At 65.2% G+C, this 23,939-nt stretch carries 28 protein-coding genes and 1 pseudogene; 14 read left to right on the top strand and 15 right to left on the bottom strand.

Annotated features, from left to right (window positions below; genetic code table 11):
- Positions 1–8: 8 nt before the first annotated feature.
- The 3 genes from EZM81_RS02730 to EZM81_RS02720 are packed head-to-tail and all read right to left on the bottom strand — an operon-like array spanning position 9 to position 2,305.
- A complete protein-coding gene (locus EZM81_RS02730) occupies positions 9–1,145 on the bottom strand; it encodes a CaiB/BaiF CoA-transferase family protein (RefSeq protein WP_135450158.1) in 1,137 nt (378 codons plus the stop codon).
- 1 nt (position 1,146) lies between these two features.
- Entirely contained in the window at positions 1,147–1,767 is a 621-nt protein-coding gene (locus EZM81_RS02725) for a DsbA family protein (protein WP_135450159.1), read from the bottom strand.
- Between the two features lie 16 nt (positions 1,768–1,783).
- Entirely contained in the window at positions 1,784–2,305 is a 522-nt protein-coding gene (locus EZM81_RS02720) for a DUF721 domain-containing protein (protein ID WP_371685714.1), read from the bottom strand.
- Between the two features lie 121 nt (positions 2,306–2,426).
- Between EZM81_RS02720 and mutY the strand changes: the two genes are divergently transcribed.
- Together mutY and EZM81_RS02710 are read left to right on the top strand one after the other, a co-directional pair.
- Positions 2,427–3,467 carry an A/G-specific adenine glycosylase gene (gene mutY / locus EZM81_RS02715; RefSeq protein ID WP_135450196.1) on the top strand — a complete coding sequence of 347 codons (1,041 nt, stop codon included), beginning with the start codon at positions 2,427–2,429 and terminating at the stop codon, positions 3,465–3,467.
- 135 nt (positions 3,468–3,602) lie between these two features.
- On the top strand, positions 3,603–4,718 hold the full coding sequence (locus EZM81_RS02710; RefSeq protein ID WP_136644709.1) for an alkane 1-monooxygenase: 1,116 nt from the start codon (positions 3,603–3,605) through the stop codon (positions 4,716–4,718).
- 62 nt (positions 4,719–4,780) lie between these two features.
- Here the strand turns inward: EZM81_RS02710 and EZM81_RS02705 are convergent, their stop codons facing one another.
- Both EZM81_RS02705 and EZM81_RS02700 read right to left on the bottom strand, forming a co-directional pair.
- Positions 4,781–6,325, bottom strand: coding sequence for an acetolactate synthase large subunit (locus EZM81_RS02705; protein ID WP_136644708.1), 1,545 nt, complete (start codon positions 6,323–6,325; stop codon positions 4,781–4,783).
- Positions 6,322–6,966: a DUF2062 domain-containing protein gene (locus EZM81_RS02700; protein ID WP_136644707.1), complete on the bottom strand. Its 645-nt coding sequence runs from the start codon at positions 6,964–6,966 to the stop codon at positions 6,322–6,324. Before EZM81_RS02700 ends, EZM81_RS02705 begins: the two co-directional genes overlap by 4 nt.
- Positions 6,967–7,198: 232 nt before the next feature.
- On the opposite strand from EZM81_RS02700, the gene EZM81_RS02695 reads away from it, so the two are divergent.
- Genes EZM81_RS02695 through EZM81_RS02685 form a run of 3 tightly spaced genes read left to right on the top strand, consistent with a single transcriptional unit; the run spans position 7,199 to position 9,345 of the window.
- Positions 7,199–8,218 carry a glycosyltransferase family 2 protein gene (locus EZM81_RS02695; protein ID WP_136644706.1) on the top strand — a complete coding sequence of 340 codons (1,020 nt, stop codon included), beginning with the start codon at positions 7,199–7,201 and terminating at the stop codon, positions 8,216–8,218.
- Position 8,219: 1 nt separating this feature from the next.
- On the top strand, positions 8,220–8,948 hold the full coding sequence (locus EZM81_RS02690) for a bifunctional 2-polyprenyl-6-hydroxyphenol methylase/3-demethylubiquinol 3-O-methyltransferase UbiG (protein WP_136644705.1): 729 nt from the start codon (positions 8,220–8,222) through the stop codon (positions 8,946–8,948).
- Between the two features lie 7 nt (positions 8,949–8,955).
- Positions 8,956–9,345, top strand: a complete 390-nt coding sequence (locus EZM81_RS02685) for a GtrA family protein (protein WP_167850996.1) — start codon at positions 8,956–8,958, stop codon at positions 9,343–9,345.
- A gap of 73 nt (positions 9,346–9,418) precedes the next feature.
- Here EZM81_RS02685 and EZM81_RS02680 read toward each other — a convergent pair whose 3' ends face one another.
- The 3 genes from EZM81_RS02680 to EZM81_RS02670 all read right to left on the bottom strand — a co-directional run bounded on the left by EZM81_RS02680 (position 9,419) and on the right by EZM81_RS02670 (position 11,846).
- Complete coding sequence (locus EZM81_RS02680) at positions 9,419–10,540, bottom strand: site-specific DNA-methyltransferase (protein WP_136644703.1); 1,122 nt, start codon at positions 10,538–10,540, stop codon at positions 9,419–9,421.
- 88 nt (positions 10,541–10,628) lie between these two features.
- The gene (locus EZM81_RS02675; RefSeq protein WP_136644702.1) at positions 10,629–11,261 is read right to left on the bottom strand and encodes a ribonuclease HII; all 633 of its coding nucleotides are present in this window, start codon (positions 11,259–11,261) and stop codon (positions 10,629–10,631) included.
- 114 nt (positions 11,262–11,375) lie between these two features.
- Positions 11,376–11,846, bottom strand: a complete 471-nt coding sequence (locus EZM81_RS02670; RefSeq protein WP_136644701.1) for a hypothetical protein — start codon at positions 11,844–11,846, stop codon at positions 11,376–11,378.
- A 246-nt stretch (positions 11,847–12,092) separates the two neighbouring features.
- On the opposite strand from EZM81_RS02670, the gene EZM81_RS02665 reads away from it, so the two are divergent.
- Entirely contained in the window at positions 12,093–12,377 is a 285-nt protein-coding gene (locus EZM81_RS02665; RefSeq protein ID WP_135450170.1) for a hypothetical protein, read from the top strand.
- Positions 12,349–13,053: a response regulator transcription factor gene (locus tag EZM81_RS02660; protein WP_135450171.1), complete on the top strand. Its 705-nt coding sequence runs from the start codon at positions 12,349–12,351 to the stop codon at positions 13,051–13,053. Before EZM81_RS02665 ends, EZM81_RS02660 begins: the two co-directional genes overlap by 29 nt.
- An 11-nt stretch (positions 13,054–13,064) precedes the next feature.
- Here the strand turns inward: EZM81_RS02660 and EZM81_RS02655 are convergent, their stop codons facing one another.
- From EZM81_RS02655 to EZM81_RS02640, 4 genes are all read right to left on the bottom strand, one after another.
- A complete protein-coding gene (locus EZM81_RS02655) occupies positions 13,065–13,241 on the bottom strand; it encodes a Trm112 family protein (protein ID WP_135450172.1) in 177 nt (58 codons plus the stop codon).
- Positions 13,238–13,894 carry an LON peptidase substrate-binding domain-containing protein gene (locus EZM81_RS02650; RefSeq protein ID WP_136644700.1) on the bottom strand — a complete coding sequence of 219 codons (657 nt, stop codon included), beginning with the start codon at positions 13,892–13,894 and terminating at the stop codon, positions 13,238–13,240. The genes EZM81_RS02655 and EZM81_RS02650 overlap by 4 nt, the downstream gene beginning before the upstream one ends.
- A gap of 27 nt (positions 13,895–13,921) precedes the next feature.
- Entirely contained in the window at positions 13,922–14,824 is a 903-nt protein-coding gene (trxA, locus tag EZM81_RS02645; RefSeq protein ID WP_135450174.1) for a thioredoxin, read from the bottom strand.
- A gap of 66 nt (positions 14,825–14,890) precedes the next feature.
- Complete coding sequence (locus EZM81_RS02640; protein ID WP_136644699.1) at positions 14,891–15,481, bottom strand: DNA-3-methyladenine glycosylase I; 591 nt, start codon at positions 15,479–15,481, stop codon at positions 14,891–14,893.
- A 106-nt stretch (positions 15,482–15,587) separates the two neighbouring features.
- Between EZM81_RS02640 and EZM81_RS02635 the strand changes: the two genes are divergently transcribed.
- From EZM81_RS02635 to EZM81_RS02615, 5 genes are all read left to right on the top strand, one after another.
- The gene (locus EZM81_RS02635; protein WP_136644698.1) at positions 15,588–16,451 is read left to right on the top strand and encodes an EAL domain-containing protein; all 864 of its coding nucleotides are present in this window, start codon (positions 15,588–15,590) and stop codon (positions 16,449–16,451) included.
- 153 nt (positions 16,452–16,604) lie between these two features.
- Complete coding sequence (locus EZM81_RS02630) at positions 16,605–17,780, top strand: acetyl-CoA C-acetyltransferase (protein WP_135450177.1); 1,176 nt, start codon at positions 16,605–16,607, stop codon at positions 17,778–17,780.
- A 129-nt stretch (positions 17,781–17,909) separates the two neighbouring features.
- Complete coding sequence (locus EZM81_RS02625; protein ID WP_135450178.1) at positions 17,910–18,635, top strand: beta-ketoacyl-ACP reductase; 726 nt, start codon at positions 17,910–17,912, stop codon at positions 18,633–18,635.
- 139 nt (positions 18,636–18,774) lie between these two features.
- A complete protein-coding gene (locus tag EZM81_RS02620; RefSeq protein WP_136644697.1) occupies positions 18,775–19,929 on the top strand; it encodes a sugar-transfer associated ATP-grasp domain-containing protein in 1,155 nt (384 codons plus the stop codon).
- On the top strand, positions 19,926–20,876 hold the full coding sequence (locus tag EZM81_RS02615) for a DMT family transporter (RefSeq protein ID WP_136644696.1): 951 nt from the start codon (positions 19,926–19,928) through the stop codon (positions 20,874–20,876). Before EZM81_RS02620 ends, EZM81_RS02615 begins: the two co-directional genes overlap by 4 nt.
- Here the strand turns inward: EZM81_RS02615 and EZM81_RS02610 are convergent.
- From EZM81_RS02610 to EZM81_RS02600, 3 genes are all read right to left on the bottom strand, one after another.
- Complete coding sequence (locus tag EZM81_RS02610) at positions 20,866–21,030, bottom strand: YdcH family protein (protein WP_135450181.1); 165 nt, start codon at positions 21,028–21,030, stop codon at positions 20,866–20,868. The genes EZM81_RS02615 and EZM81_RS02610 overlap by 11 nt on opposite strands.
- A 102-nt stretch (positions 21,031–21,132) precedes the next feature.
- Positions 21,133–21,891 (bottom strand): tRNA1(Val) (adenine(37)-N6)-methyltransferase, encoded by a 759-nt coding sequence (locus EZM81_RS02605; protein ID WP_135450182.1) that lies wholly within the window; start codon positions 21,889–21,891, stop codon positions 21,133–21,135.
- Positions 21,891–22,106, bottom strand: a complete 216-nt coding sequence (locus tag EZM81_RS02600) for a DUF2007 domain-containing protein (protein WP_135450183.1) — start codon at positions 22,104–22,106, stop codon at positions 21,891–21,893. The genes EZM81_RS02605 and EZM81_RS02600 overlap by 1 nt, the downstream gene beginning before the upstream one ends.
- A gap of 50 nt (positions 22,107–22,156) precedes the next feature.
- On the opposite strand from EZM81_RS02600, the gene EZM81_RS02595 reads away from it, so the two are divergent.
- Together EZM81_RS02595 and EZM81_RS02590 are read left to right on the top strand one after the other, a co-directional pair.
- Complete coding sequence (locus tag EZM81_RS02595) at positions 22,157–23,164, top strand: polyprenyl synthetase family protein (RefSeq protein ID WP_136644695.1); 1,008 nt, start codon at positions 22,157–22,159, stop codon at positions 23,162–23,164.
- A 285-nt stretch (positions 23,165–23,449) separates the two neighbouring features.
- Positions 23,450–23,939, top strand: a pseudogene (locus EZM81_RS02590) (hypothetical protein); the annotation flags it as partial.

The following is a 23,939-nucleotide window of genomic DNA, read 5'->3' as shown; positions in this document are numbered from 1 at the left end:
GGGCTGTGTCAGCCTAGAGGACCGAGAACCTCGTCCTGATGCTGGCCGAGCCTTGGGGCTGGGCGGTCAAGTGAAAGTTCCGCGCCCGAAAAGGTCATCGGGCTGCGCACCCCCGGCAGGCCCCCGGGCGCGATCTGCATGCCGCGGGCAATCACCTGCGGGTCGGCAAAGACCTCGGCCATGTTGTTGATCGGCCCTGCGGGCACGCCTTCGGCCTCGCAGGCCGCCAGAAGGTCGGCCTTGGCCCAGGTCTTCGTCGCCGCCGTGATCCGTTCGGTCAGTGCGGCACGGTTCGTCACCCGGTCTGCGTTGGTCAGGAATTCAGGCGCGGTTGCCATGTCCTCCAGCCCAAGGATCCGGCACAGGCGCTGGTATTGCGCGTCGTTCCCAGTGGCAAGGATGATCCAGCCATCCTTGCAGTCGAACACCGCATAGGGCGCCAGATTCGGATGCGCGTTGCCCATCAGCCCCGGCGGCTTGCCCGAGGCCAGATAATTCATCGCCTGGTTCGCCATGATGCTGGTGGCCACGTCCAGCAGCGCCATGTCGATGTGCTGGCCTTCCCCGGTCTGCCCGCGCTGGATCAGCGCAGCAAGGATCGCGGTCGCGGCATAGACCCCGGTGAAGACATCCGTCACCGCCACGCCCACCTTCTGCGGCTGGCCGTCAGCGGGGCCGGTCACGCTCATCAGCCCGGACATGCCCTGGATGATGAAGTCGTATCCGGCGCGGTGCGCGTAAGGACCAGTCTGACCGAAGCCGGTGATCGAGCAGTAGATCAGCCGCGGGTTCACCTTGCGAAGGCTGTCATAGTCCAGCCCGTATTTGACCAGTCCCCCGACCTTGAAGTTCTCGATCACCACATCGGCATCGGCCACCAGACGGCGTACCGTCTCCTGTCCTTCTGCCGTGCGGAAATCGCAGATGATCGACCGCTTGCCCCGGTTCGCGCTGTGGAAATAGGCGGCGGTGCGCTCGCCCCCTGCCTCGATGAAGGGCGGGCCCCAGCGGCGGGTGTCGTCGCCCTCGGGGGCCTCAACCTTTATGACATCCGCGCCGAGGTCGGCGAGCGTTTGCCCGGCCCAGGGGCCAGCTAGGATACGCGCCAGTTCGATGACGCGGATGCCATCCAGAGGCGCCGGCATGTCAGCCGGCCAGCTTGGCGTCGAGAATCGCCTTCAGGTCATCCCAGGACATGTTCGAATGCCGGTCGCCGTTGATGAAGATGGTCGGCGTGCCCTTCACCTCGTCGGCAGCCATGTTCTTTTCGAACTGGGCGATCAGGGCTTCGGCCTTGGCCTGGTCGTTCAGGCAGGCGTCCAGCGCCGCATTGTCCAGCCCGGCAGCCAGACCGATCTCGCGCAGCTTCTGCACGGCCTGAACCGGATCCTGCGTGCCAGCCCAGTCCTGCTGCTTGTCGAACAGCATGTCGTGGATGCCGAAATAGCGCATTTCGCCGCCGCAGCGCGCGACCATCGCGGCCCACAGGCCGTAACGATCGAAGTAGACCTCGCGCAGGGTGAAGTGGACCTTCCCGGTGTCGATGTATTCCGCCTTCAGGTTCTTGAACACCTTGGCGTGGAAGTCCGCGCAATGCGGGCAGGTGTAGCTTGCGTATTCGACGATCTTCACCGGAGCGTCCGGCGAGCCAAGCGAGAAATCACCCGGGCTCTCGGCGGCTGGGATTTCCTCGGCCAGCGCCGGGGTCATCGCTGCCGAGGCAGCAGCGGCAAGGGCGATCATCGCGCGGCGGTTCAGTTTCAGCATAGGGTCGCGTCCTTTGTCATGCGCGGCGAGTTAAGATATTTTGCGCCAGCTGTTCAAGCGCGCTCCGCAGACCGGGATCTGCAACCCCGGCAGTGGTTTCCTGCGCCCTGGTCCGCACGGCGGGGTCTGGCTTCGGCGATGCCCTGGGGGCGGGGGCGAACTCTGCCTGACCCTCGGCAAATCCGGTCGCGGCGGTCTGGGTCAGGTGGATATGGCTTATGGCGTTGTAGCCGTAGACCGCGTTGACGCGTTCCTTCAGCACCGGCAGCGCCATCTGCACCATCGGTGCCTCGGTCGCCTTGACCAGAAGCGTCAGCGTCGCACCCATGCCGCCCTTGCCATAGCTGATCTTCACCGGCCGGGTCTTTGCGGCCATTTCCGGACCTGCGACCTCGGCCCAGTGGGTCAGAAGCCGCGCCACGGCAAAGCCGCGTGATTCGCTGGCCGCGCGGATGGCATCCTTCACCAGCCCGAAGGCCGGTTCGAACCCGCGCATGCGGTGCTCGGCAGAAGGAGAGGAAAGCGGTTTCCGTGCCATTTGACAGTATTCTATATCAGCCCGCCGGGCCTGCCAGTGACATTGCATGTCAGGCCATAAAGATCGCGTGACGCATCGGCGGGGGCTGGCCCCGCGCTGCGTGTTGGCTATCTTTGGCGCGATGCAGGACGCCCGGACCCTCAGCCACCAGCTTCTGGCCTGGTATGACCGTCACGCCCGCGCAATGCCCTGGCGCGTCGCGCCCGGGGATCGCGCGGCGGGTGTGCGGCCCGATCCTTACCGCGTCTGGCTGTCCGAGGTCATGCTGCAACAGACCACCGTGGCGGCTGTTCGGGATTATTTCCACCGGTTCACCGCCCGCTGGCCCACGGTGGCCGACCTGGCCGCTGCCGAGGACGCGCAGGTCATGGGCGAATGGGCCGGTCTGGGCTATTACGCCCGGGCCCGGAACCTGCTTAAATGCGCCCGGGCGGTCGTGGCCGACCATGGCGGGCGGTTCCCCACAACGCGCCAGGGCCTTCTGAGCCTTCCCGGGATCGGCCCCTATACCGCCAGTGCCGTTGCCGCCATTGCCTTCGACGAGCCGGCAACAGTGGTCGATGGCAATGTGGAACGGGTGATGGCCCGGATGTTCCACGTCGAGACACCCCTGCCCGCAGCGAAGCCGGCGCTGGTTGCCCTTGCCGAAAGGCTGACCCCGGAAACACGTCCGGGTGACTATGCCCAGGCCGTGATGGACCTTGGCGCCACGGTCTGCACCCCGCGCAGCCCGGCCTGCGGGATCTGCCCCTGGTTCCATGCCTGCGCGGCCCGGGCCGCCGGCGTGCAGGCCGACCTGCCGCGCAAAAGCCGCAAGGCGGAAAAACCGCTGCGCCGCGGCAGGCTCTGGCTGGGTCACCGCGCGGATGCGCTGCTGCTCGAGCGGCGGCCAGAACGTGGGCTTCTGGGCGGCATGCTGGGTTTTCCGGGCGATGGATGGGACGGGGCGGGCGGCGCTGCACCTGCGGCGGCTGACTGGAAGGAGATCGGCGAGGTGCGCCATACCTTCACCCATTTTCATCTGGTCCTGTCGGTCCATGTCGCCCTGGTTCAGGGCCCCGTGACCCGGGGCGAATGGGTTCCGCTGGCGGCCTTCCGCCCCGCCGATCTGCCCACGGTCATGCGAAAGGCCTGGGATCTGGCGCGCAGCACGCTTGGCTGAGCCCCTGCATCGCCGTTTGGAGTTACGTCCTGCATGCAGTGCCCCCTGGCACGCCGTGCAAGGGCCCTAGAAGCCCTGCGCCCCTGTCGCCACCTGGCCGGTTGAGACCCGCCGCCATTCCGGTAAGGTCTTGGCATGAGTCCGCTGCCCAATGCGTTTCCCTTCTGGTTGTCGCTCTGCCTGCCGCCCCTGGCCGTGCTGGGCATGGTCCAGGGCGGCTGGACCGTGGCACTTCTGCCGCTGGCGACCTGGTGGCTGTTTTCGCTTCTGGACGCGCTGAGCGGGCTGAACACCGAAAATCCCGACCCGCAGACCGACGAATCCCTTCTGACCTGGCACCGCGCGGTGACGCTGATCTGGTTTCCGGTGCAGTTCGCCCTGCTGGTCGCAATGCTGTGGTATGTTCCGCGCGCCGATCACCTTTCCGCTGTGGAAGGGATCGTCCTGTTCTTCGGCATGGGCGTCATCTCGGGCACGATAGGGATCAACTATGCGCACGAGCTGATGCACCAGAAATCACGCATCGAGCGCTGGCTGGCCGACCTTCTGCTCGCCACCGTGCTTTATTCGCATTTCCGGTCGGAACACCTGCGCGTCCACCACATCCATGTCGGAACCCCGCGCGATCCGGTGACGGCGCGATACAATGAAGGTTTCCACCGCTTCTTCCCGCGCGTCCTGCGCCAGTGTCCGCAGTCGGCCTGGCAGGCAGAGGCCGCGATGCTGGCGCGGAAGGGCCTGCCATGGTGGCATCGCAGCAATCCGTTCTGGCGCTATGCCACCTTGCAGGCGACGATGCTTGCACTGGCGGTGGTGCTGGGCGGCTGGGTGGGGCTGGGGCTGTTCCTGGTGCAGGCCTTCACCGCGATATGGCAGCTGGAGCTGGTCAACTACATCGAGCATTACGGGCTCACCCGGCGGCACCTCGGCGGGGGCAGGTATGAGCATGTCCTGCCACGCCATTCCTGGAACGCCGAGCACCGGGCCTCCAACTGGCTTCTCATCAATCTGCAGCGCCACTCCGACCATCACTACAAGCCCGACCGGCGCTTTCCTCTCTTGCAGACCTACAGCGAGAACGAGGCGCCGAAGTTGCCGTACGGCTATCCGCTGATGACCATGGCGGCCATGATCCCGCCATTGTGGCGTCGGCTGATGAACCCGCGCGTCAGGGCCTGGCGGCGCCTGCATTATCCCGACATCACCGACTGGCATGCCTACAACAAGGGGCTGAACCCGGTCGCCGGATAGGGCCGCTGCTGGCCGCAATTCGCGCGACTGTCGGGGGTTCGAGTGGTACGGCAAGCCCCGTGTCAGCAGGCCACCTCGATCAGACGCGGCCCGGATTCTGCCATTGCTGCGGCGAAGGCCGCGTTGAACCCGGCCATGTCGGTCACGCGAACGCCGTCCACGCCGTGCCCCCGTGCCAGGGCCACCCAGTCAAGTTCCGGCCCCTCGACATCGAACATCCGGCGGATGTTGCGGCCGACCTCGCGCACGCCCACGGCTGCAAGTTCGTCGCGCAGGATCTGGTAGCCCCGGTTGGCGAAGATCACCACAGTCACGTCCAGCCGCTCGCGCGCCATGGTCCAGAGCGATTGCAGCGTGTACATGCCCGAGCCGTCGCCCTCCAGCACCACGACCTTGCGGTCCGGGCAGGCAACCGCCGCCCCCACCGCATTCGGCAGGCCGAAGCCGATCGAGCCGCCGGTGATCGTCAGGGCATCATGCCCCCGCGCCCGTTTCAGACCCGGGGCAAGGAAGTAGGATGCGGAAATTCCCTCGTCGACCACGATGGCATTGTCCGGCATCAGGTTGGCGATCGCTTCGCCAACCTTGGTCACGGTCAGGTCGCCCTCGGGCAGGGCGGGCAGGTCGAGGGGCATGAAATCGTCCGGTCCGAGGTCCGCCTCGCCGATCTCGTCGGCCAGCGCCCGCAGTGTCCAGCCGATATCCATCCCGCGGGTGCAAAGTTCGATAAGCCGCGTGTCGGGGTCGTCGGGGGTGGAGGGCAGGCCGGGATAGGCGAAGAACCCGGCTGGCCGGTCGGTGCCGCACAGAACCAGCGCCGAGGCGCCCTGCAAAAGCTTCAGGTTTTCTTCGATCCGGTAGGCCATGCGTTCGATCTTCACCGCCCCGGCGCCGCGGCGGAACCGGCTGACGAAGAAGGGCTGCATCAGCCGTGCCCCCGCCGCCTTGGTCAGGCGCCTGGCCAAAAGCCCGAGGTCGGACCACAGCACCGGCCCATCGACCAGCAGGACCGCGCCGGGCTGACGCAGCGCGCGGGCGGCGGCGGCCACCTCTGCCACCGAGGGGCGGCGCAGCGGCGGGGGCGGTGGGGCCACCTGATACCCCTCGGCCGGATCCCAGGCCATGTTGGCCGGCAGGATCAGCGTGGCGATCTGCCCGTTCCGCGCCCGCGCCGCCTGGATCGCATCGGCGGCATCTGTCGCCACGCGGCCCGCTTCCGAACAGACCCGCGTCCAGTGCGATACCGCCTGGCTGATTCCGACCGTATCGCCCTTCAGCGGCGCCTCGAACCGCAGGTGATAGTCGGCATGATCGCCCATGATGTTCAGCACGCCGCTTTGGGCCTTGCGCGCGTTGTGCAGGTTGGCGAAGGCATTGCCGAACCCGGGCGCCAGGTGCAGCAGGGTGGCCGCTACTTCGCCGCTCATCCGGAAATAGCCGTCTGCCGCGCCCGAAACCCCACCCTCGAACAGGCAAAGGATGCAGCGCATGTCCGGATGACGGTCAAGCGCGGCAACGAAATGCATCTCGGAGGTTCCGGGATTGGCGAAGCAGACCCGCACGCCGCTGGCCAGTAGGGTCCGCACAAGGGTTTCGGCGCCGTTCATTCTTCTGTTCCCTCTCCTGCAGCTGCCTCTGCCTGCTTGCGTGCCCGTGCCTCACGCCGCGCCGCCCGCAGCTTCTGATACCCCTTCAGGGCCGGCAGGCTGATCCAGTATCCCGCCGTTGCCGCCGCCAGGCCCGGTCCAAGCCCGCCCACCAGATAGGGCAGGAAGACATAGTTGAAGAACCGCTCCAGCCGGCTCCAGTTCGTGATATCGGCGCTGAACATGGCGCGGACGTTGCGGAAGATCTCGTCACCGGCCTGGCCGAAGGCCGTCATGATCTGGGTGATCGGCACCGCCTCGGCCCGGGTGCCGAGGATCAGATGACCAAGATCCAGCGACAGGATGGCGATGAAGGGAAAAGTCAGCGGATTGCCCGCCGCTGTTCCGATCAGCGCGGCGATGACATTGCCCCGGATCAGCAGGGCAAGGGCTGCGGCCAGAAAGAAATGCAGGCCGAACAGCGGCGTGAACGAGGCAAGGATGCCGCAGGCCAGGCCGCGGGCGATGCGGTGCGGTGCGTCGGGGATGCGCGATGCACGGTGGCGCAGGTAGGTTAAGGCGCGCCTCCATCCGCCCGGTGGCAGGAACAGGTTCCTTATCCTGCGGGCAAGATTGGGCGGGCTGCGCCGTCGAAAGACCATGACCTCTCCCTTGGGAACCTGTTCGAGATAGGTAACTTTTGCAGACGCATCAACCTGTTGATATGATGCAGAGGTGCCTTTGCCAGTAGGGGGCCGTGCCCGGTTTGCGGAAGCGTAGGGGCGGGCGGCCCGGAACTATCGGCTTTCGATCACCCAATATCCCCAACAACGCCATACTTTTGCCGTTCGGGAAACGTGAAATGCCGGGATTACAGCGGAAAGTTGCGTCGTGATGAAGAAGAAGCCGGGTGCCGAAGTCGTTCAGCTTGAGGTCGACCATCGCGCCGCTGCAGGGATCCGTGCCGTGCCGCGCGTTACCCTTGTCGTGCCGGTCTACAACGAGGAAGCCAGCATCCCCGTGTTCGTGGAGCGGGTGACCGAGATGATGGCAAGGATCGGAGCTTCTGTCAGCTTCGACATCCTGTTTGTGAATGACGGCAGCCGCGACCGGACAGAACGGACGATCCTGGCCGAGGCGGCCGGGCGGGACGACATCTCGTTGATCAATCTGTCGCGCAATTTCGGGAAGGAGGCCGCTCTGACCGCAGGGCTGCATCACGCGACGGGTGATGCGGTCATTCCACTGGACGTGGACCTTCAGGATCCGCCAGAGGTCATTGCGGAAATGATTCGCCGCTGGCAGGGGGGCGCCAGGGTGGTGAACGCCCGTCGTTCCCGTCGCGATGCAGACAGCTGGCTCAAGAAGGCGACGGCGAATGGCTTCTACCGGCTTTTCAACGCGCTGGCCGAACAGCCGATCCCGCGCGATGTGGGGGATTTCCGCCTGATGGACCGCGAGGTGGTGCAGGCGATCCGCCAGCTGGGTGAACGGTCGCGCTGCAACAAGGCGCTGTTTTCCTGGGTGGGCTTCGAGACAGAAGAGATCACCTATGAACGCCCGCCCCGAGCCGCCGGGCAAAGCCGGTGGAGCTACTGGAAGCTGACCAAGCTGGCGCTGGATGCGATCTTTTCCTCTTCCACCGTTCCGCTGCGAATATGGACCTATGTCGGCATGATGATGGCCGTCCTGTCCCTGCTCTATTCGGCCTTCCTGTTCTTCCGCACGCTGATCTTCGGGATCGACGTTCCGGGCTATGCTTCGACCGTGATCCTGATTCTGGTCTTCGGGGGGTTGAACATGTTCGCGCTGGGCATCATCGGCGAATACGTCGGGCGCATCTACACCGAGGTCCGGCAACGCCCGCTGTATGTGGTGCGGTCTCAGTTCCTGTCGGCGAAGGCGGCAGATTGACATGGAACGCACCGTCTACGACCGGATGAACGAGCTTGAGGCCGCTCATTGGTGGTTTGTCGCCCGGCGCGAGATCATCGCCGCGCTTGTGGCGCGACACCTTGGTCGGCGGGCGGATGCGGCGATCCTCGAGGCTGGCTGTGGGAGTGGTGGCAATCTGGCGATGCTGGGCCGGTTCGGTCAGGTGGATGCCTTCGAATTCGATGCGGGCGCGCGTGCGCATGCGCGCGCGAAGTCGAATCTGGACGTGCAGTTCGGCGCGCTGCCGTCCGACTTGCCATTCGCCGATCGCCGCTATGACCTGATCGCACTGTTCGACGTCCTGGAACACATCGAGGCCGATATTGCTTCGCTGGCTGCGCTGGCCGCGCACCTGTCAGACCGGGGGGCGATCCTGGTAACGGTTCCGGCCTTTCCCTTCCTCTGGTCGCGGCATGACGAGCGGCACCACCATTTCCGCCGCTATACCCGCGCCAGCCTGGCTGCAGCGGCACGAGAGGCGGGGCTGAAGGTCAGCTACAGCAGCTATTTCAACTTCTTCCTGTTCCCGGCGGCCGTGGCCGCACGGACCTTCAAGCGCATGACCGGCAGCGAAACGCCGGATGACAGCATGCCGCCGGGATGGCTGAATGCCGTCTTGGCGCGCGTCTTCGGGGCAGAGCGCCATCTCGTCGGGCGGGTGCGCCTGCCGGTCGGGCTGTCGCTGGCGGCGGTGCTGGAAAAGGCCTGACAGGGCGATGCTCGCGCAACTTGTCCGGTTCGGCGGGGTCGGGGCACTGGCCACCCTCGCGCATGTGATGGTCGCGCTGGTCGTGCAGGCCGCGCTGTCGGTAACGCCACAACAAGCGAACTTGGCCGGCTTTGCCGCTGCCATTGTCCTGTCTTATGCGGGTCACGCCCGCGTGACCTTTGGCGCACCCGTGAAATCGGGATCGCAGCTTGTCCGCTTCCTTGTTCTGTCGCTACTCGGGCTGGGTGCAAGCAGCCTGACGGTTCATGTCACGACCGACCTGCTTGGCTGGGGTTTCCTTCCCGCCCTGGCGGCGGTTGCGGTGGTTGTTCCGACCCTCAGCTACCTTGCCATGCGCTTCTGGGTCTTTGCCCGAAGCGACCAGGCCGCCCGGTGAAAAAACCCCGCCGTGATGTCACGGCGGGGCAGGTGTCCCCCAGGCGGACCGGGGGACAGGCGTGTTCCGGGTGTCAGTGTGTGCGGCTGCCGTCGGCCTCCATCTCGGCGCGGATCTGCTGGCGCAGGATGTCGATGGGCACCAGCTTGCCGTCGCGCTTGAAGTGCCAGTAGGTCCAGCCGTTGCAGGAGGGCGCGCCTTCCAGAGCGGCCCCGACCTGGTGGATCGATCCTTTCACGTCATTGCCGATGAGCGTCCCGTCTGCACGGACCTTGGCCTTGAAGCGATTGCCGATCGAATATAGCTCCTCCCCCGGTCGCAACATCCCGCGTTCGACGACCTGGCCGAAAGGCACGCGTGGTTCGGCGCGTTTCGAGCCGGTGACCTCCAGCGCGCTGGCGTCGAAACGTCGGATGCGGGCGATGCGGTCGGCCGCGGCCTTGCGGTAGGTGGCTTCGCGTTCGATGCCGATAAAGTCGCGGCCCAGCATCTTGGCCACAGCCCCGGTGGTGCCGGTGCCGAAGAACGGGTCCAGAACCACGTCGCCGGGATTGGTCGTGGCAACCAGCACCCGATGCAGAAGCGCCTCGGGCTTCTGGGTCGGATGGGCCTTTTCGCCGTTTTCGTCCTTCAGCCGTTCGTGACCGGTGCAAAGCGGAATCACCCAGTCCGACCGCATCTGCACGCCGTCGTTCAAGGCCTTCAGCGCCTCGTAGTTGAAGGTATATTTCGCCTGCTCGTCCCGGCTGGCCCAGATCAGCGTCTCGTGCGCGTTGGTCAGCCGCTTGCCCTTGAAATTCGGCATCGGGTTCGACTTGCGCCAGATGACATCGTTCAAGAGCCAGAAGCCCTGGTTCTGCAACTCTGCCCCCAGGCGGAACACGTTGTGATAGCTGCCGATCACCCAGATCGCGCCATTCGGCTTCAGCAGACGCTTAGCGGCGGCCAGCCAGTCGCGGGTGAAGGCGTCATAGGCCGCAAAGCTGGAGAACTGGTCCCAGTGATCATCCACCGCATCGACGCGGGAATTGTCAGGGCGGTGCAGCTCGCCCTTGAGCTGAAGGTTGTAGGGCGGGTCTGCAAAGATCAGATCAACGCTGCCTGCGGGAAGCGAGTTCATCACCTCCACGCAGTCACCGGCAAGGATCTGGTTCAACGGCAGGCAAGCTTCTGCCGCGGTGTTCCTGGTCGTCATGTCTCTGCCTCTGCCCCGGCATCTTGGTGTGCCGATGTTGGGGAAAATGATGGGGCAGAGGCGAATCGCCGTCAAATTCTTTTTTGAATCAGTGGGTTACAGAATTCTCTTGATACAAGATATTGTGCACGGGCCGAAAGGAACGCCTATGCCAAGGGGTTACACCAAGATTTAGAAGCGCCTCGAGATGCGCCTTGGTCGGGTAGCCTGCGTTCACTTCCCAGCCATAGCCGGGGTGCTGTTGCGCCAAATCCACCATGATCCGGTCGCGCGTCACCTTGGCCACGATCGAGGCGGCGGCGATGGACAGGCACCTTGCATCGCCCTTCACGATGGCGGTCGCGGCGCAGGCAAGGCCGCGCGGCACCAGATTGCCGTCGACAAGGGCATGGTCGGGCGCCAGGGCTGCGACGGCGCGCTCCATGGCCAGATGGCTTGCGCGCAGGATGTTCAGGCTGTCGATTTCTTCTACTGTCGCATGGGCGATGCTAACCTCGGCCGTGGCCATGATTCGGTCGAACAGCGCCTCGCGCCGCGCGGCAGTCAGTGTCTTGGAATCGGCCAACCCTTCCGGGATGCGCTCGGGATCGAGCCTTACTGCCGCCGCCGTGACCGGCCCCGCCAGCGGGCCACGGCCGACTTCATCCACCCCTACGACTCGATGCGCGCCGCGGGCATGGGCTGCCGTCTCGTGGCTGAAATCGGGGATGATGCGGGACATGCGCTTTGGACTATCCGGTATCGCGGCGCGGAAAAAGGGGGTGGAAGGCTGCTCGCCCCTTCCACCCCCGGATCGGGCGGGGTTCAAGGGCACCCCCGCCCGGCTCCGCGCCCCTTAGCGGCCGGAGACGCGGAACCCCGCATCCCGCAGGCATTGCGCGGAATAGACCCTGTCGGCCCGGCCGAAGACGCGGGCGGTGTTGGCGCAGTTGCGCGGCAGGCGGTGGTCAAAGCCTTCGCGCCTGAGACAGTTCTCGGAATACAGGCTGACCGACTGCCGCGCCCCGTCGATCGAGATCTCGCAGACCGCAGGCACGCGGCGGTTCTTTACCGGCTCGGGCTTCGGGGCGGGTCGGTGCTTGTCGTTCAATTCGTTCACGATGACACCCACGACCAGCGCACCGATCAGTGCCTTGGCAAGATCGTCGTTGCGGTCGGCCTTGGCCGGAACAGCGGCGCCCAGAATCAGGGCCAGGGCCACCGCACCGGCAGTCAGCATGGCGGCAAGGCGGCGCGGTGGGGTGCCGGTCTCGGCAATCCCTTGCGACGCGATGTGGCGGGATCTGCTTGTGAACTCGACGGACATGCGGGCCTCCTGTTGCGACGGCTCTGGTTGGTCGGCCCGCACGCTGCTGCGCGGACCCGATGACCCGACACTCGCCACCCCGCCTGAAAGTAAGCAATAACGCCCGCCGGTTAGGCGATATCAGCACCCCATGCGGGCGATGCTATCCCATATCATCTTCCGTATTTTCACTCTGATATTGTATATCAGCGCACCCATGCGCATTGTCTGGCCAATCGAGCAGCCGCCCAGTCAGGAGCCGGAAAAATGACAAGACTGATGATCACTGCCGCCCTCGCACTGGTGCTGGCCGGCCCCGCGGCGGCGGAATGCTACGCTGACTACAAGGCCAAGCGTGACGAACCGCTGAAGCTGCATTACGGTGTGGCGCAGGTTTCCGACGGCAACTGCTCGCCTGCGGCGGCGGAAGGCGAACTTGCGCCGAGACTTGCTGCAGACGGCTGGACGCTGCTCAACGTTCTGTCCACATTCGGGCCCGAAGGGCTTGAAGAAAGGAAAGCGAGTGCCGGAGCCTATTTCCTCCGTTACTGACAGTCTCAAGGCCGGCAACCGTGTGGTTGCCTTCGGAATCGGTGCCATCGTCCTGATCCTGCTGGCTGCGGCGCTGTTCCTGTTCCTGAATCTGCCGGATGCGAATGCCTTCAACGCCAAGGTCGAACGCATCTTCGTCGAGAATGACGATCTGACCACTGCAGCCGAGATCAAGCTGCTGGAGATCCTGGCACAGTCGGGCACGTCCTTTTCCGAGGTGCTTAGCAGCTACAGGATGGTGATCTTCGTGCTGCTGGTCTTTTCCACCGCCATGCTGATCGCCGCGCTGGTCTTTCTGGTGATGATCATCGCGCTGAACCGGCGCATTTCGGCGATCCAGCGGTCGGGGATCCAGGTGGCAAGTCTGATGATCAGCCGCGAGGCGCGGGCCGTCTACATCAACGACATGGAATTCCAGCTGACCGAGGCGGCGCTGGAAACGCTAGCCGTCCTGGCCGAGGCGCGGATGGACGACGAGGTGCTGACAGGCGCCCAGATCGAGGCGGTGATCTCTGGCCGCAACGAGGCCGACTGTGACGAAGCCGCCGGCGCGACACGGGTGAAACGCCTGCGAGATGCGCTGGGCAACCAGCTTGTGTCAGAGCTTCTGGTCAAGACCATCGCCAGACGCGGCTATATGCTTGCGGTGGGCAAGGACACCATCAAGATGATCTGAGCCGCGGGCGGCTATTCGATCTCGCGTGCCTCGCTGACCAGCATCACGGGAATGCCGTCGCGGATCGGAAAGGCCAGGTGCGCGGCCTTCGACACAAGTTCCTGCCTTTCGGCATCATAGGTCAGCATCGCATGGGTCACCGGGCAGACCAGCGCCTCCAGCATCCGGCGGTCGGCAGGTTCGGTCATTGCAGGATTTCCTCGTCGGCCCCGCCGCGCAGGGCAAATTCGATCAGTGTGACCAGCGTCTCGCGCCGGGTGTCGAGTGTCGGTGCCTCAAGCAGGGCCTGCTTGTCCTCGGGGCTGAAGGGGCAGAGCATCGACAGCGAATTGATCAGCAGCTCGGGCTCGGCCTCCTTCAGGCTGTCCCAGTCGGTGGACAGGTTCAGCTTGACGAAATAGCGGCCAAGCAGCGCCATGAACTCGCCGCGACGAAAGCCGGGGTCATCCTCTGGCGGCCCAAGATCGCGGGTAAAGGGGGACCAGTCCACCAGACAGCGGCGATAGGGTGTGAAGCCCTGCACCTCTTCCTTCACACGAAAGCGCGAGATGCCGGACAGGGTGATCATGTAGCGCCCGTCCTCGGTTTCCGAAAACCCGGTCAGGCGTCCGGCGCAGCCGATGGCCTGCAAGCGCTTTTCGCCCTGCCGCCGTTCCGATGCCGGGGTCTCGCGCGGCTGGATCATGCCGATCAGCCGGTGCCGCGTCTTCATGCAATCCTCGATCATTGCCAGATAGCGAGGCTCGAAGATGTGCAGCGGCAGCCGTGCCCGGGGCAACATCAGTGCCCCGGGCAGCGGGAAGACCGGGATGACATCGGGAAGGTCGGCGGCGCTTATCATGCGCAAGGATCTAGCCCGGCGCCGGGGTCAGGCAAATATCATCGACGACAGGCGGCGGCGGCCGGACAGCACGATCGGATCCTGCGGTTTCAGCGCGTCGAAGATAGTCAGCAGCTGGGCCTTGGCCGCCCCGTCGTTCCAGTTGCGGTCGCGGCGGAAAAGCTCCAGCAGTTCGTCCACCGCCTCTTGCGTCTTGCCGGCGGCCAGCAGCGCTGCAGCCAGATCGTAGCGCGCCTGATGGTCGTTAGGGTTGGCTTCGACAGCGGCGCGCAGCTCGGTCACGGGGCCGGCCTTGGCGGCCTGCTTCGCCAGTTCCAGTTGCGCGCGCGCGGCGTCGAATTCCTTGGACTTGGCCACCGTCGCGGGCGCGGCCGCAAGGAAGGACTCGGCCTGGTCAAGGTTGCCAAGCGCGATGTGCGCACGGACAAGTCCCGCGTAGGCGGCAGCGTTTTCCGGCTCTTCGCCAAGGATCGCGGCGAAGGTCTCGGCTGCATCGACGGCGGCGCCTTCTGCCAGCATGTCCTCGGCTGCCTTGAGCGCATCGGCAAGGCCCCCGTCCCCGGCCAGCGCCGAAACGCGGTCGATGAAGGCCTTCAGCTCCGAGGCGGGCACCGCACCCTGGAAGCCGTCGACCGGCTGACCCTGCCAGAAGGCATAGACCGTCGGGATCGACTGGATACGCAGTTGCGCGGCTATGCGCTGGTTCTGGTCCACATCGATCTTGACCATCCGCACCTTGCCCTTCGCGGCGGTGACGGCCGCTTCGAGCATCGGGCCCAGCGTGCGGCACGGTCCGCACCAGGTGGCCCAGAAATCGACGATCACCGGTACCTCGCGGCTGGCCTCGATCACATCGGCCATGAAGGTGGCTTCGGTTCCGTCCTTGATCAGATTGGTATCGGCTTGCGGTTTCTCGCCCAGGCCCAGCATGGTTGCCCCCTTGCGGAATGTCTGTCGTCTATATGATCCTTCATGGCGCAAACGCCAAGGGCCCGCTTAGATGGCCCGCGGGGTCTTTCGGCTGATGCGCGCGGGACAGTCGGCAAGGTGATCGTTCACCATGCCCGCGGCCTGCATGAAGGCATAGGTGATGGTAGGGCCGACAAAGGCGAAGCCTTCGGCCTTCAACGCGCGTGACATTGCTGCCGATTGCGGCGTGCTGGCCGGAATGTCGGACATGCGGGCAGGACAGGCGTCCAGCGTCACGCCGCCGGTGAAGGACCAGAGGAAGGGCGAAAACCCTTCCCGCGCCTCGATCCGCAGGAACGCACGGGCGCCGCGTAACGTGCCCTCGATCTTGCCGCGGTGGCGGACGATCCCGCGATCTGCAAGCAGGCGGGCGATCTCGGCTTCGCCCCATGTCGCAAGGGTTTCGGGCCGGAAGCCGGCGAAGGCGGCGCGGAAACTGTCGCGCTTGCGCAGGATCGTGATCCAGGACAGGCCGGCTTGAAAGCCTTCCAGGATCAGAAGTTCGAAAAGCCGCTGCGGGTCACGTTCGGGCCGGCCCCATTCGCTGTCATGGTAGGCGACATAAAGCGGATCGGCTCCGCACCAGGGACAACGTTTCGGATCTTCGGGATTTTCCATCGCAGACCTGCGCGCGAATGCCGGAACAAAATATGAAAATTGAGGAATCCTTTACCTTTGCCGGATCACCCTGTCGACAGGGATTCGGGTTGGTCCGGGTGATCTGATGAGCTTCTTGCAGGAACCCAAGCTGTCGAAATACGACCGGGATCCGGCGCTGGCCAGTCCGCTGGCGGCGGCGGTAACGACCGAGGACCGGGAAACGATCGCCCAGGTGGCCGCTGCCCTGAAGGATCGTCGCATGCGGCTGGCCTTCCAGCCAGTGGTCTATGCGGCTGATCCGTCGATCATAGGGTTCTTCGAAGGCTTCATCCGGCTGCTGAACCTGCGCGATCAGGTGATCCCGGCGCGCGACTTCATGGGTGCCGTAGAACAGACCGAACTGGGCCGCGAAATCGACTGTGCCGCCCTGCGGATGGGGTTGATGGCGCTGCAACGCAATCCACAGATCCGGGTGTCGATCAACCTGTCGGCGCGTTCCGTGGGTTATCAGCCGTGGATCGGAATCCTGCGCAAGGCGCTGCGCGACCATCCGCGCCTGGGGCAGAACCTGATCCTGGAAATCAACGAGGCATCCGCGCTTCAGGTGCCCGACGTGCTGGCGCCCTTCATGGCGGACATGCGCGGCCATGGCATCGTCTTCGCGCTGGACGATTTCGCCGCCGGCATGACGTCGCTGCGTCTGCTGCGCGACCTGCGCTTCGAGATTGCAAAGATCGATGGCGATCTGGTGAAGCATGTAGATACCTCGGGTGAGGCGCAGGTCGTCGTGCGCGCGGCCATCGCCCTGGCACAGGAGGTGGGGATGTATGTCACCGCCGAGGCCGTCGAGACCGAGGGCGAAGCGAACTGGCTTCGGGCCGAGGGGGTGGGATGCCTTCAGGGCTATCTGTTCGGTCCACCCACCGTGACGCCCGACTTCCGGGCCTTTCGGCACGGACGGCCATCGTTATCGGGCGCGGCCGGATGACGGCGCCGGGGGCGCGGCAGGTCCGCGCAGGGGTTGCCGTGGTTGCGCCAACATTCTTGCGCTTGTGATCTTGTGCCCTTAGGTCAGGGCTTGAGCGGTGCATCCCGGATGTGCCGCATCTCGGATCGCACGGGCGCAAGGGAGAGCATCCAGATGACCAATGTCGTAATCGTGGCCGCGGGCCGCACCGCTGTGGGCAGCTTCAACGGCTCCTTCGCCAATACGCCGGCGCATGATCTGGGCGCCGCCGTGATCGAGGCGGTTGTGGCGCGCGCCGGCATCGACAAGGCCGAGGTCGAGGAGACGATCCTGGGCCAGGTGCTGACCGCTGGTCAGGGGCAGAACCCTGCGCGGCAGGCGCATATCAAGGCGGGCCTGCCGAAGGAATCCTCGGCCTGGTCGCTGAATCAGGTCTGCGGATCGGGCCTGCGCGCGGTGGCGCTGGGCGCGCAGCATGTCCAGCTGGGCGACGCAAAGATCGTGGTCGCGGGCGGGCAGGAAAGCATGAGCCTTTCACCCCACGTCGCGCATCTGCGCGCCGGGCAGAAGATGGGCGATCTGAACTTCATCGATTCGATGATCAAGGACGGGCTCTGGGATGCCTTCAACGGCTATCATATGGGTCAGACGGCCGAGAACGTCGCCAGCCAGTGGCAGATCAGCCGCGACATGCAGGACGAATTCGCCCTAGCCAGCCAGAACAAGGCCGAGGCGGCACAGAAGGCCGGCAAATTCAGGGACGAAATCATCCCGTTCACGGTGAAGACCCGCAAGGGCGACATCGTGGTGGACCAGGACGAATACATCCGCCACGGCGCCACGCTGGAGGCGATGCAGAAGCTGAAGCCCGCCTTCGTCAGGGACGGCACGGTCACTGCCGGTAATGCCAGCGGCATCAACGACGGCGCGGCGGCGGTGCTGCTGATGTCCGAGGAAGAGGCCACCAGGCGCGGGCTGAAGCCGCTGGCCCGCATCGCGTCCTATGCGACGGCCGGGCTTGACCCCTCGATCATGGGTGTCGGTCCTATCCATGCCAGCCGCAAGGCCCTGGCCAAGGCGGGCTGGAAGGTCGGCGACCTTGAGTTGGTCGAGGCGAACGAGGCTTTCGCCGCCCAGGCCTGCGCGGTCAACAAGGACATGGGCTGGGATCCGGCGATCGTGAACGTGAATGGCGGCGCGATCGCCATTGGTCACCCGATCGGCGCCTCGGGTGCGCGCATCCTGAACACGCTTCTGTTCGAGATGGCGCGCCGCGATGCGAAGAAAGGGCTGGCAACGCTGTGCATCGGCGGGGGCATGGGGGTTGCCATGTGCCTGGAACGCGCCTGATCTGTTGCGGCGCTGCAGCAGCTGGCTGCAAGAGCGAAGCGGGCGCGCAATAATGTTGCGCGCCCGTTTTCGTTTCGGTAACGGGATTTCAATGGCATACAAAGGCATACTTGGAGGAGGAGAATCACGATGGCACGGGTTGCACTGGTCACTGGCGGGTCGCGGGGCATCGGGGCGGCGATCTCGGTCGCGCTGAAGGCGGCGGGCTACAAGGTCGCGGCGAACTATGCCGGCAACGACGAGGCGGCGGCCACCTTCACGAAGGAGACCGGCATCCCGACCTACAAGTGGTCGGTCGCGGACTACGATGCCTGTGTCGCTGGTATCGCCAGGGTCGAAGCCGACCTGGGCCCCGTCGAGGTGCTGGTGAACAACGCCGGCATCACCCGGGACGCGATGTTCCACAAGATGACCCCGCAGCAGTGGAAAGAGGTAATCGACACCAACCTCACCGGCCTGTTCAACATGACCCATCCCGTCTGGTCCGGCATGCGCGACCGCAAGTTCGGTCGCGTGATCAACATCAGTTCGATCAACGGCCAGAAGGGCCAGGCCGGGCAGGCCAACTACTCGGCGGCAAAGGCGGGTGACCTCGGGTTCACCAAGGCCTTGGCGCAAGAGGGCGCGCGCGCCGGAATCACGGTGAACGCGATCTGCCCGGGCTACATCGCGACCGAAATGGTCAAGGCCATCGATGAAAAGGTGCTGAACGAACGCATCATCCCGCAGATCCCTGTCGGCCGTCTTGGCGAACCAGAGGAAATTGCGCGCTGCGTGGTGTTCCTGGCAAGCGACGATGCTGGTTTCATAACCGGATCCACGATCAGCGCGAACGGCGGGCAGTTCTTCGTGTGATCTTCGCTGCCGTCTGTCGCGTCTCTGGCGACAGTAAACGTGCCATGATCTGATTGTATCGCGCGGGTCGTGACGGCTGTCGATTGCAGGCGACGGTGCACAGGGATAGGGTGCCCCTGCCCGCAGAGCACGATGACAGATGCAGCAGATCCTCACGCACAAGCCGCAAGGCAGGTGGTTCGATTTTCGGGCCGCCACCCTGGGTGCAGCGCAGTTGCGCGGGGTTTCGACATTTCGGATCGGGCTTGAGGTTCTTCTGCTTGGGCGGGGGTGGGGCAAGCTGACGTCGCAGGAGTATTTCCTGGAAGGCGCATGGCAACCCGGACTGAACTGGGCGCAGCGTCGCGCATTTCTGGGGCTGCGGGCGGGAAAGGCGCTGAACCTGTCGCTGCAGCCCCCCTTTACGCCAGAGCTGCGCCAGAAGACCCAGAACAAGTTTGCCGCCGCAAGCGGGTTTCAGGCAGCCGGGCTGGCAATGCCGCGGCGTCTGGGCATCGTGGCAGCCGAAGATCCGGGCAGTGGCGCAGAATGGCTCTCCAGCCGCGAGGCGCTGACAGACTTCCTGCAACGGCCGGGGATCTTGCCGTGCTTCGGCAAGCCGGTGTTCGGCAGCACCGGACGCGGCGCCGTCAGCCTGATCGGGCTGGAGCCGGACGGCCGGATCAGGCTAGGCAATGGCCAGACCGTGCCGCTTGCCGCGCTGGTGCAGGAAATATGGGAGAACCATGCCCGCGGCTTCCTGTTCGAAGAGCTGCAGCATCCGCACCCCGATCTGGCCCGCATGATCGGCCCGGTGATCGGCACGCTGCGGGTGGTCACGGTTCACGACGGGTCCGCGCCCGAGGTGCTTTACACGGTGCAGAAGATGCCGGGGAAGGCTGCAATGGTGGACAGCTCGGCAGGGCCGTTGGGGGGCTATGCCGCGATCGACGCATATTCGGGGCGCGTCCTGCGTCTGCAGGACCGGCGCCGCCTGGGCGGCACGCTGATGGAGGCGAACCATGTGACCGGCGCGCCGATGGTCGGCGAGACCCTGCCCGATTTCGATGCGGCGCTCGCCGCCGCGCGCGCGGCGCACGCCACCCTTCCCGAACTGGGTGTGCTGGGCATCGACATGTTCCTGACCGACAAGGGGCCAGTCATGACCGAAGTGAACTCCAGCCCGTTCCATTCGGTCTATCAGGCGGCCTTTGCCCGGGGCCTGCTGAACCCGGACCTTCTGCCAAAGCTGCAGCGCGTTCGCGAACGGTTTCGCGCCATCACGCCCCGGCCAAAGGATGGGCCTCTGCCATGAGTCGCGCCCGCGCAACCTGGATCGGCTTCACCGCGGTCCTGATGTGGGCTTTGCTGGCCCTGTTCACAATCGGCAGTGCCCCGGTGCCGCCGTTGCAGCTGAACGCGGTCTGTTTCGGTATCGGCGGGCTGATCGGGCTGGTCTGGACGGCCCGTCGGGGGGTGGGCGTGCTGCGCGAGGTCGGCTGGAAGGTCTATGCCTTCGGCACTGCCGGTCTTTTCGGCTATCACTTCCTGTATTTCACCGCCTTCCGACTATCGCCCTCGGCCGAGACTGGATTGATTGCCTATCTCTGGCCGCTGTTCATCGTGCTGCTTTCTGGCCTCCTGCCCGGTGAACGCCTTCGGACGCCACATGTGGTTGGTGCGCTGATTGCCTTCGCCGGAGCGGCAATCATCGTGCTGGGCCGTGGGGGTGATGCCGAGGGATCGGCAGCCGGGCTGGCGCTTGCCTTCCTGTGCGCATTGACCTGGTCCGGCTATTCGGTGTTGTCGCGGCGGCTGGGTTCGGTTCCAACGGAAAGCGTGACGGTCTTCTGCCTTGCGACGGCGGCGCTGTCGCTGGCAGCGCACCTTGCCCTGGAGGATACGCTTTGGCCTGCGACCGGCCTTGGCTGGGGCGCCCTACTTGCACTGGGCGTGGGCCCGGTAGGGGTGGCCTTCTTCACTTGGGACATCGGGATGAAGAAAGGCGACATCCAGATGCTGGGCGTTGCATCCTATGCGGCACCCCTGCTGTCCACGATCGCGCTGGTCACCGCAGGCATTGCACGACCGACCTGGACAATTGCCATCGCGGCCGTTCTTATTGCCGGTGGGGCGGCGCTGGCCGCAAGGGCCGGCGCTATTGACAAGGCACGCCCATCCATTCCGCCGGACGCATTGCGCCCGGATCAGTGCGGAGTGTCGGCAGTGGATGGGCGAGTGGCCGCGCACCCTAGTGACTGAGACGTGCGATCTCTTCCTTCAGCCGCAGCTTCTGCTTCTTGAGTTCGGCGATCTTCAGGGCATCCGATCCAGGATTGCGCTGTTCCTGTTCGACCATCTCGGAAAGGGCCTCGTGCTTCCTGCGCAGTTCCACCAGATGCGATGCGATCGTCATGGTCGTCCTCCTGTGAAAAGCTACCCACAAGGAACAGTCGATCACGAAAGCCGAGTCGTGTCACCCACTGTTACGGTGATGTGACAGATTGTCAGCATTCCGTCAGCGGAAGCGCGCCAGAAGGTCGGCGCCTTCCCGCAGGACTGCGTTCGCCTCTGGCGTATAGTTTTCCCGGTCGCCGTCGTGGGCCGGGCCCTGGTGGATCACGAAGGGCGCAAGCAGCCTGAAGGCCGCGCGTCCGCCCTTGCGCGCCTGCACGACGACCCGCAGCGCTGCCCGCCCCTCGCGTGCCGCCAGCGGGAGGACGCTGGCCGAACCCAGCTTCGGTGCCATGGCAGACAGCACCTCGGGCAAGCCGTCGGCCCCGCAGATCAGTGTCAGCCAGCCGCCGGGCCGCAGCCTGCGGGCGGCGGCGGCCACCCAATGCGCCAGGGGTGTTTCCACCCGCATCGCCCGTGCCCGCCCCGGCACAGGCGACGGGCTGCCGCCGGGCGGGTAGTAGGGAGGATTGGCGATGACATGGTCGAAGTCGCGGCGCAGCGCGCCGGGCATGCGGGCCAGGTCACCCTCATGCACCTCCAGAGCAATCCCGTTGCGCTGGGCGTTCTGACGGGCAAGATCGGCGTAGTCCGGTTGAAGCTCCAGGCCGGCCAGGTGCAGGCCCGGCACCCTCAAGCCAAGGCACAGCGCCGCTGCCCCGGCACCGCAGCCCAGGTCGAGAACGCTTTGCCCTGAGGTGGCCGGGCAGGCGGCAGCCAGAAGAACCGGGTCCGTCGCTGCGCGATAGCCCTTCACCGGTTGCAGCAGGCGCAGACGGCCGCAGAGGAACTTGTCGTCCGAAAGCTCTGCAGCGGCGAACATCAGGGGCTGGGCTCCAGCCCGTTGTCGCGCAGCACCGCGCTGGCCCGGAAATGGTCGCGATCCGCCACCATCAGCCGCTGCGGCAAGATGCCGATGTTGCCATCAAGGACGCTCATGTGGACGTCCAGCGGAAAGCTGGCTATACCCTCGCCCGTCAGAAGGTGCGTGGCGAAGGCGATCAGCGTCGGGTCGTTCGTGCGCAGAAGTTCCTTCATGATTTGGAGTTAACCCCGCGACTGCGACGGGGCAAGGGCATGGGCGGGGCATGGACGGATCGGGCGAGGCAAAGGCGAAGGCACCGCAGGACCGGCTGGCGGAGTGGTTGGCCGAGGACATGGCCGCGGTGAACGCGCTGATCCGCGAACGGATGGCCAGCGAACACGCGCCCCGGATACCCCAGGTGACCGCCCACCTGATCGAGGCCGGGGGCAAGCGGCTGCGTCCGATGCTGACGCTGGCTGCGGCGCGGATGCTGGGCTACCAGGGTACGGACCACCGGAAGCTGGCGGCGACGGTCGAGTTCATCCATACCGCCACGCTGCTGCACGACGACGTGGTTGACGAAAGCAAGCGGCGAAGGGGGCGCCCCACGGCGAACCTTTTGTGGGACAACAAGTCTTCCGTCCTGGTCGGGGACTACCTCTTTTCCCGCAGCTTTCAGCTGATGGTGGAAACCGGCAACCTGCGCGTCCTGGACATCCTGGCCAATGCCAGCGCCACCATCGCCGAGGGCGAGGTGCTGCAGCTGACCGCCGCCCAGGATCTGCGGACGGATGAGGCCATATATCTTCAGGTGATCCGGGGCAAGACTGCGGCGCTGTTCTCGGCCGCGACCGAGGTGGGCGGCGTTATCGCAGGGGCACCCGAGGCCGAGGTTCGGGCGCTGTTCGATTATGGCGATGCGCTGGGCATCGCCTTCCAGATGGTCGATGACATCCTGGATTACGGCGGACAGGATGCGGTGATCGGCAAGAATACCGGCGACGATTTCCGCGAACGCAAGCTGACGCTGCCGGTGATCAAGGCTGTGGCGAAGGCCACGGCCGAGGAGCGGGCCTTCTGGCACCGGGTGATCGAGCAGGGTGACCAGCGCGAGGGCGACCTGGAGATGGCGATGACGATTCTGTCTCGCCATGGCGCGATTGCGGCAGCAAGGGAGGACGCCATTGCATGGGCCGGGCGAGCGCGCGCGGCCCTGGACAACCTTCCCGCGCATCAGTTGCGCGCGCTGCTATCAGACCTTGCAGATTTCGTGATTGAACGAGTTTTGTAAACGAATTCAACATTACTTGATCGCCAAATGACCGAAGTGGCATCATGTTTTGGCCAGATTTTCTGTGCAAAACCCACAAGAGGGTCGTTTACAGGAACCCGCTACGGTCGGACCCTTCTCGCATCGGGAATCGTTGACGGAGCAGTTGCTCCGCAACGCCTTGTGAACCCAGGTGGGAGATGAGTGTCAGGGGCTGATGCCACCCGTGCGGTAATGCCAGGGGCTGGCGTGCTGTCCGAGGGAAGGTTTGTCCGGCACAAGGCCGCGGGGAAGGAGAGAATTGGGATGAGCTTTCTTGACTGGCTTTTGCGCCGCAAACCGGGGCGCCGTCACGCAGACGCGGACTCTCGGGGAACCGAGGGTGGGCAGGTCCGGCCATCGCAGGATCCGGTCCAGACGGTGCCCGTGGCGCACGGTCCGGCAGCAAGCCGTTTCCCGAAGCTGGCAGACGGTGCGCCCGAGGTTCTGACAAGGACCGCGACCAGCGTGACCCCGCCAAGGGAAGACCCGACCCCCGCGGTGAACATCTGGGACATCGAGGCCGATCCCCCGTCCGAGGCGCCGCCCGCGCCCGAAACCGGCCAGCCGCCAACCCCGGCTACGCCTCCGCGCCGTCGCACATCGCGCAACAGAACCCGGGTTCTGGGCTTCGAGCCGCAGCCGCTGGCTGTGGTGCCGTTGTTCGACGAAGGCCGGATGCAGGATCTGGGCGAACCCGGCGCCAAGTCGAATATGGTCATGTTTCCGACGGGCTGGCTGGTTGTGAAGTCTGGTC

Source organism: Tabrizicola sp. YIM 78059 (assembly GCF_004959785.1).
Classification (GTDB): Bacteria; Pseudomonadota; Alphaproteobacteria; order Rhodobacterales; family Rhodobacteraceae; genus Tabrizicola; species Tabrizicola caldifontis.
The sequence above is the reverse complement of the archived record's forward strand: the minus strand, read 5'-3'. Positions and strand labels throughout refer to the sequence as shown.

Excerpts from the sequence above, each read along its gene's own strand:
- EZM81_RS02730 (WP_135450158.1), bottom strand. The coding sequence starts at position 1,145 with ATGCCGGCGCCTCTGGATGGCATCCGCGTCATCGAACTGGCGCGTATC.
- EZM81_RS02725 (WP_135450159.1), bottom strand. The coding sequence starts at position 1,767 with ATGCTGAAACTGAACCGCCGCGCGATGATCGCCCTTGCCGCTGCTGCC.
- EZM81_RS02720 (WP_371685714.1), bottom strand. The coding sequence starts at position 2,305 with ATGGCACGGAAACCGCTTTCCTCTCCTTCTGCCGAGCACCGCATGCGC.
- mutY (WP_135450196.1), top strand. The coding sequence starts at position 2,427 with ATGCAGGACGCCCGGACCCTCAGCCACCAGCTTCTGGCCTGGTATGAC.
- EZM81_RS02710 (WP_136644709.1), top strand. The coding sequence starts at position 3,603 with ATGAGTCCGCTGCCCAATGCGTTTCCCTTCTGGTTGTCGCTCTGCCTG.
- EZM81_RS02705 (WP_136644708.1), bottom strand. The coding sequence starts at position 6,325 with ATGAACGGCGCCGAAACCCTTGTGCGGACCCTACTGGCCAGCGGCGTG.
- EZM81_RS02700 (WP_136644707.1), bottom strand. The coding sequence starts at position 6,966 with ATGGTCTTTCGACGGCGCAGCCCGCCCAATCTTGCCCGCAGGATAAGG.
- EZM81_RS02695 (WP_136644706.1), top strand. The coding sequence starts at position 7,199 with ATGAAGAAGAAGCCGGGTGCCGAAGTCGTTCAGCTTGAGGTCGACCAT.
- EZM81_RS02690 (WP_136644705.1), top strand. The coding sequence starts at position 8,220 with ATGGAACGCACCGTCTACGACCGGATGAACGAGCTTGAGGCCGCTCAT.
- EZM81_RS02685 (WP_167850996.1), top strand. The coding sequence starts at position 8,956 with ATGCTCGCGCAACTTGTCCGGTTCGGCGGGGTCGGGGCACTGGCCACC.
- EZM81_RS02680 (WP_136644703.1), bottom strand. The coding sequence starts at position 10,540 with ATGACGACCAGGAACACCGCGGCAGAAGCTTGCCTGCCGTTGAACCAG.
- EZM81_RS02675 (WP_136644702.1), bottom strand. The coding sequence starts at position 11,261 with ATGTCCCGCATCATCCCCGATTTCAGCCACGAGACGGCAGCCCATGCC.
- EZM81_RS02670 (WP_136644701.1), bottom strand. The coding sequence starts at position 11,846 with ATGTCCGTCGAGTTCACAAGCAGATCCCGCCACATCGCGTCGCAAGGG.
- EZM81_RS02665 (WP_135450170.1), top strand. The coding sequence starts at position 12,093 with ATGACAAGACTGATGATCACTGCCGCCCTCGCACTGGTGCTGGCCGGC.
- EZM81_RS02655 (WP_135450172.1), bottom strand. The coding sequence starts at position 13,241 with ATGACCGAACCTGCCGACCGCCGGATGCTGGAGGCGCTGGTCTGCCCG.
- EZM81_RS02650 (WP_136644700.1), bottom strand. The coding sequence starts at position 13,894 with ATGATAAGCGCCGCCGACCTTCCCGATGTCATCCCGGTCTTCCCGCTG.
- trxA (WP_135450174.1), bottom strand. The coding sequence starts at position 14,824 with ATGCTGGGCCTGGGCGAGAAACCGCAAGCCGATACCAATCTGATCAAG.
- EZM81_RS02640 (WP_136644699.1), bottom strand. The coding sequence starts at position 15,481 with ATGGAAAATCCCGAAGATCCGAAACGTTGTCCCTGGTGCGGAGCCGAT.
- EZM81_RS02635 (WP_136644698.1), top strand. The coding sequence starts at position 15,588 with ATGAGCTTCTTGCAGGAACCCAAGCTGTCGAAATACGACCGGGATCCG.
- EZM81_RS02630 (WP_135450177.1), top strand. The coding sequence starts at position 16,605 with ATGACCAATGTCGTAATCGTGGCCGCGGGCCGCACCGCTGTGGGCAGC.
- EZM81_RS02625 (WP_135450178.1), top strand. The coding sequence starts at position 17,910 with ATGGCACGGGTTGCACTGGTCACTGGCGGGTCGCGGGGCATCGGGGCG.
- EZM81_RS02620 (WP_136644697.1), top strand. The coding sequence starts at position 18,775 with ATGCAGCAGATCCTCACGCACAAGCCGCAAGGCAGGTGGTTCGATTTT.
- EZM81_RS02615 (WP_136644696.1), top strand. The coding sequence starts at position 19,926 with ATGAGTCGCGCCCGCGCAACCTGGATCGGCTTCACCGCGGTCCTGATG.
- EZM81_RS02610 (WP_135450181.1), bottom strand. The coding sequence starts at position 21,030 with ATGACGATCGCATCGCATCTGGTGGAACTGCGCAGGAAGCACGAGGCC.
- EZM81_RS02605 (WP_135450182.1), bottom strand. The coding sequence starts at position 21,891 with ATGTTCGCCGCTGCAGAGCTTTCGGACGACAAGTTCCTCTGCGGCCGT.
- EZM81_RS02600 (WP_135450183.1), bottom strand. The coding sequence starts at position 22,106 with ATGAAGGAACTTCTGCGCACGAACGACCCGACGCTGATCGCCTTCGCC.
- EZM81_RS02595 (WP_136644695.1), top strand. The coding sequence starts at position 22,157 with ATGGACGGATCGGGCGAGGCAAAGGCGAAGGCACCGCAGGACCGGCTG.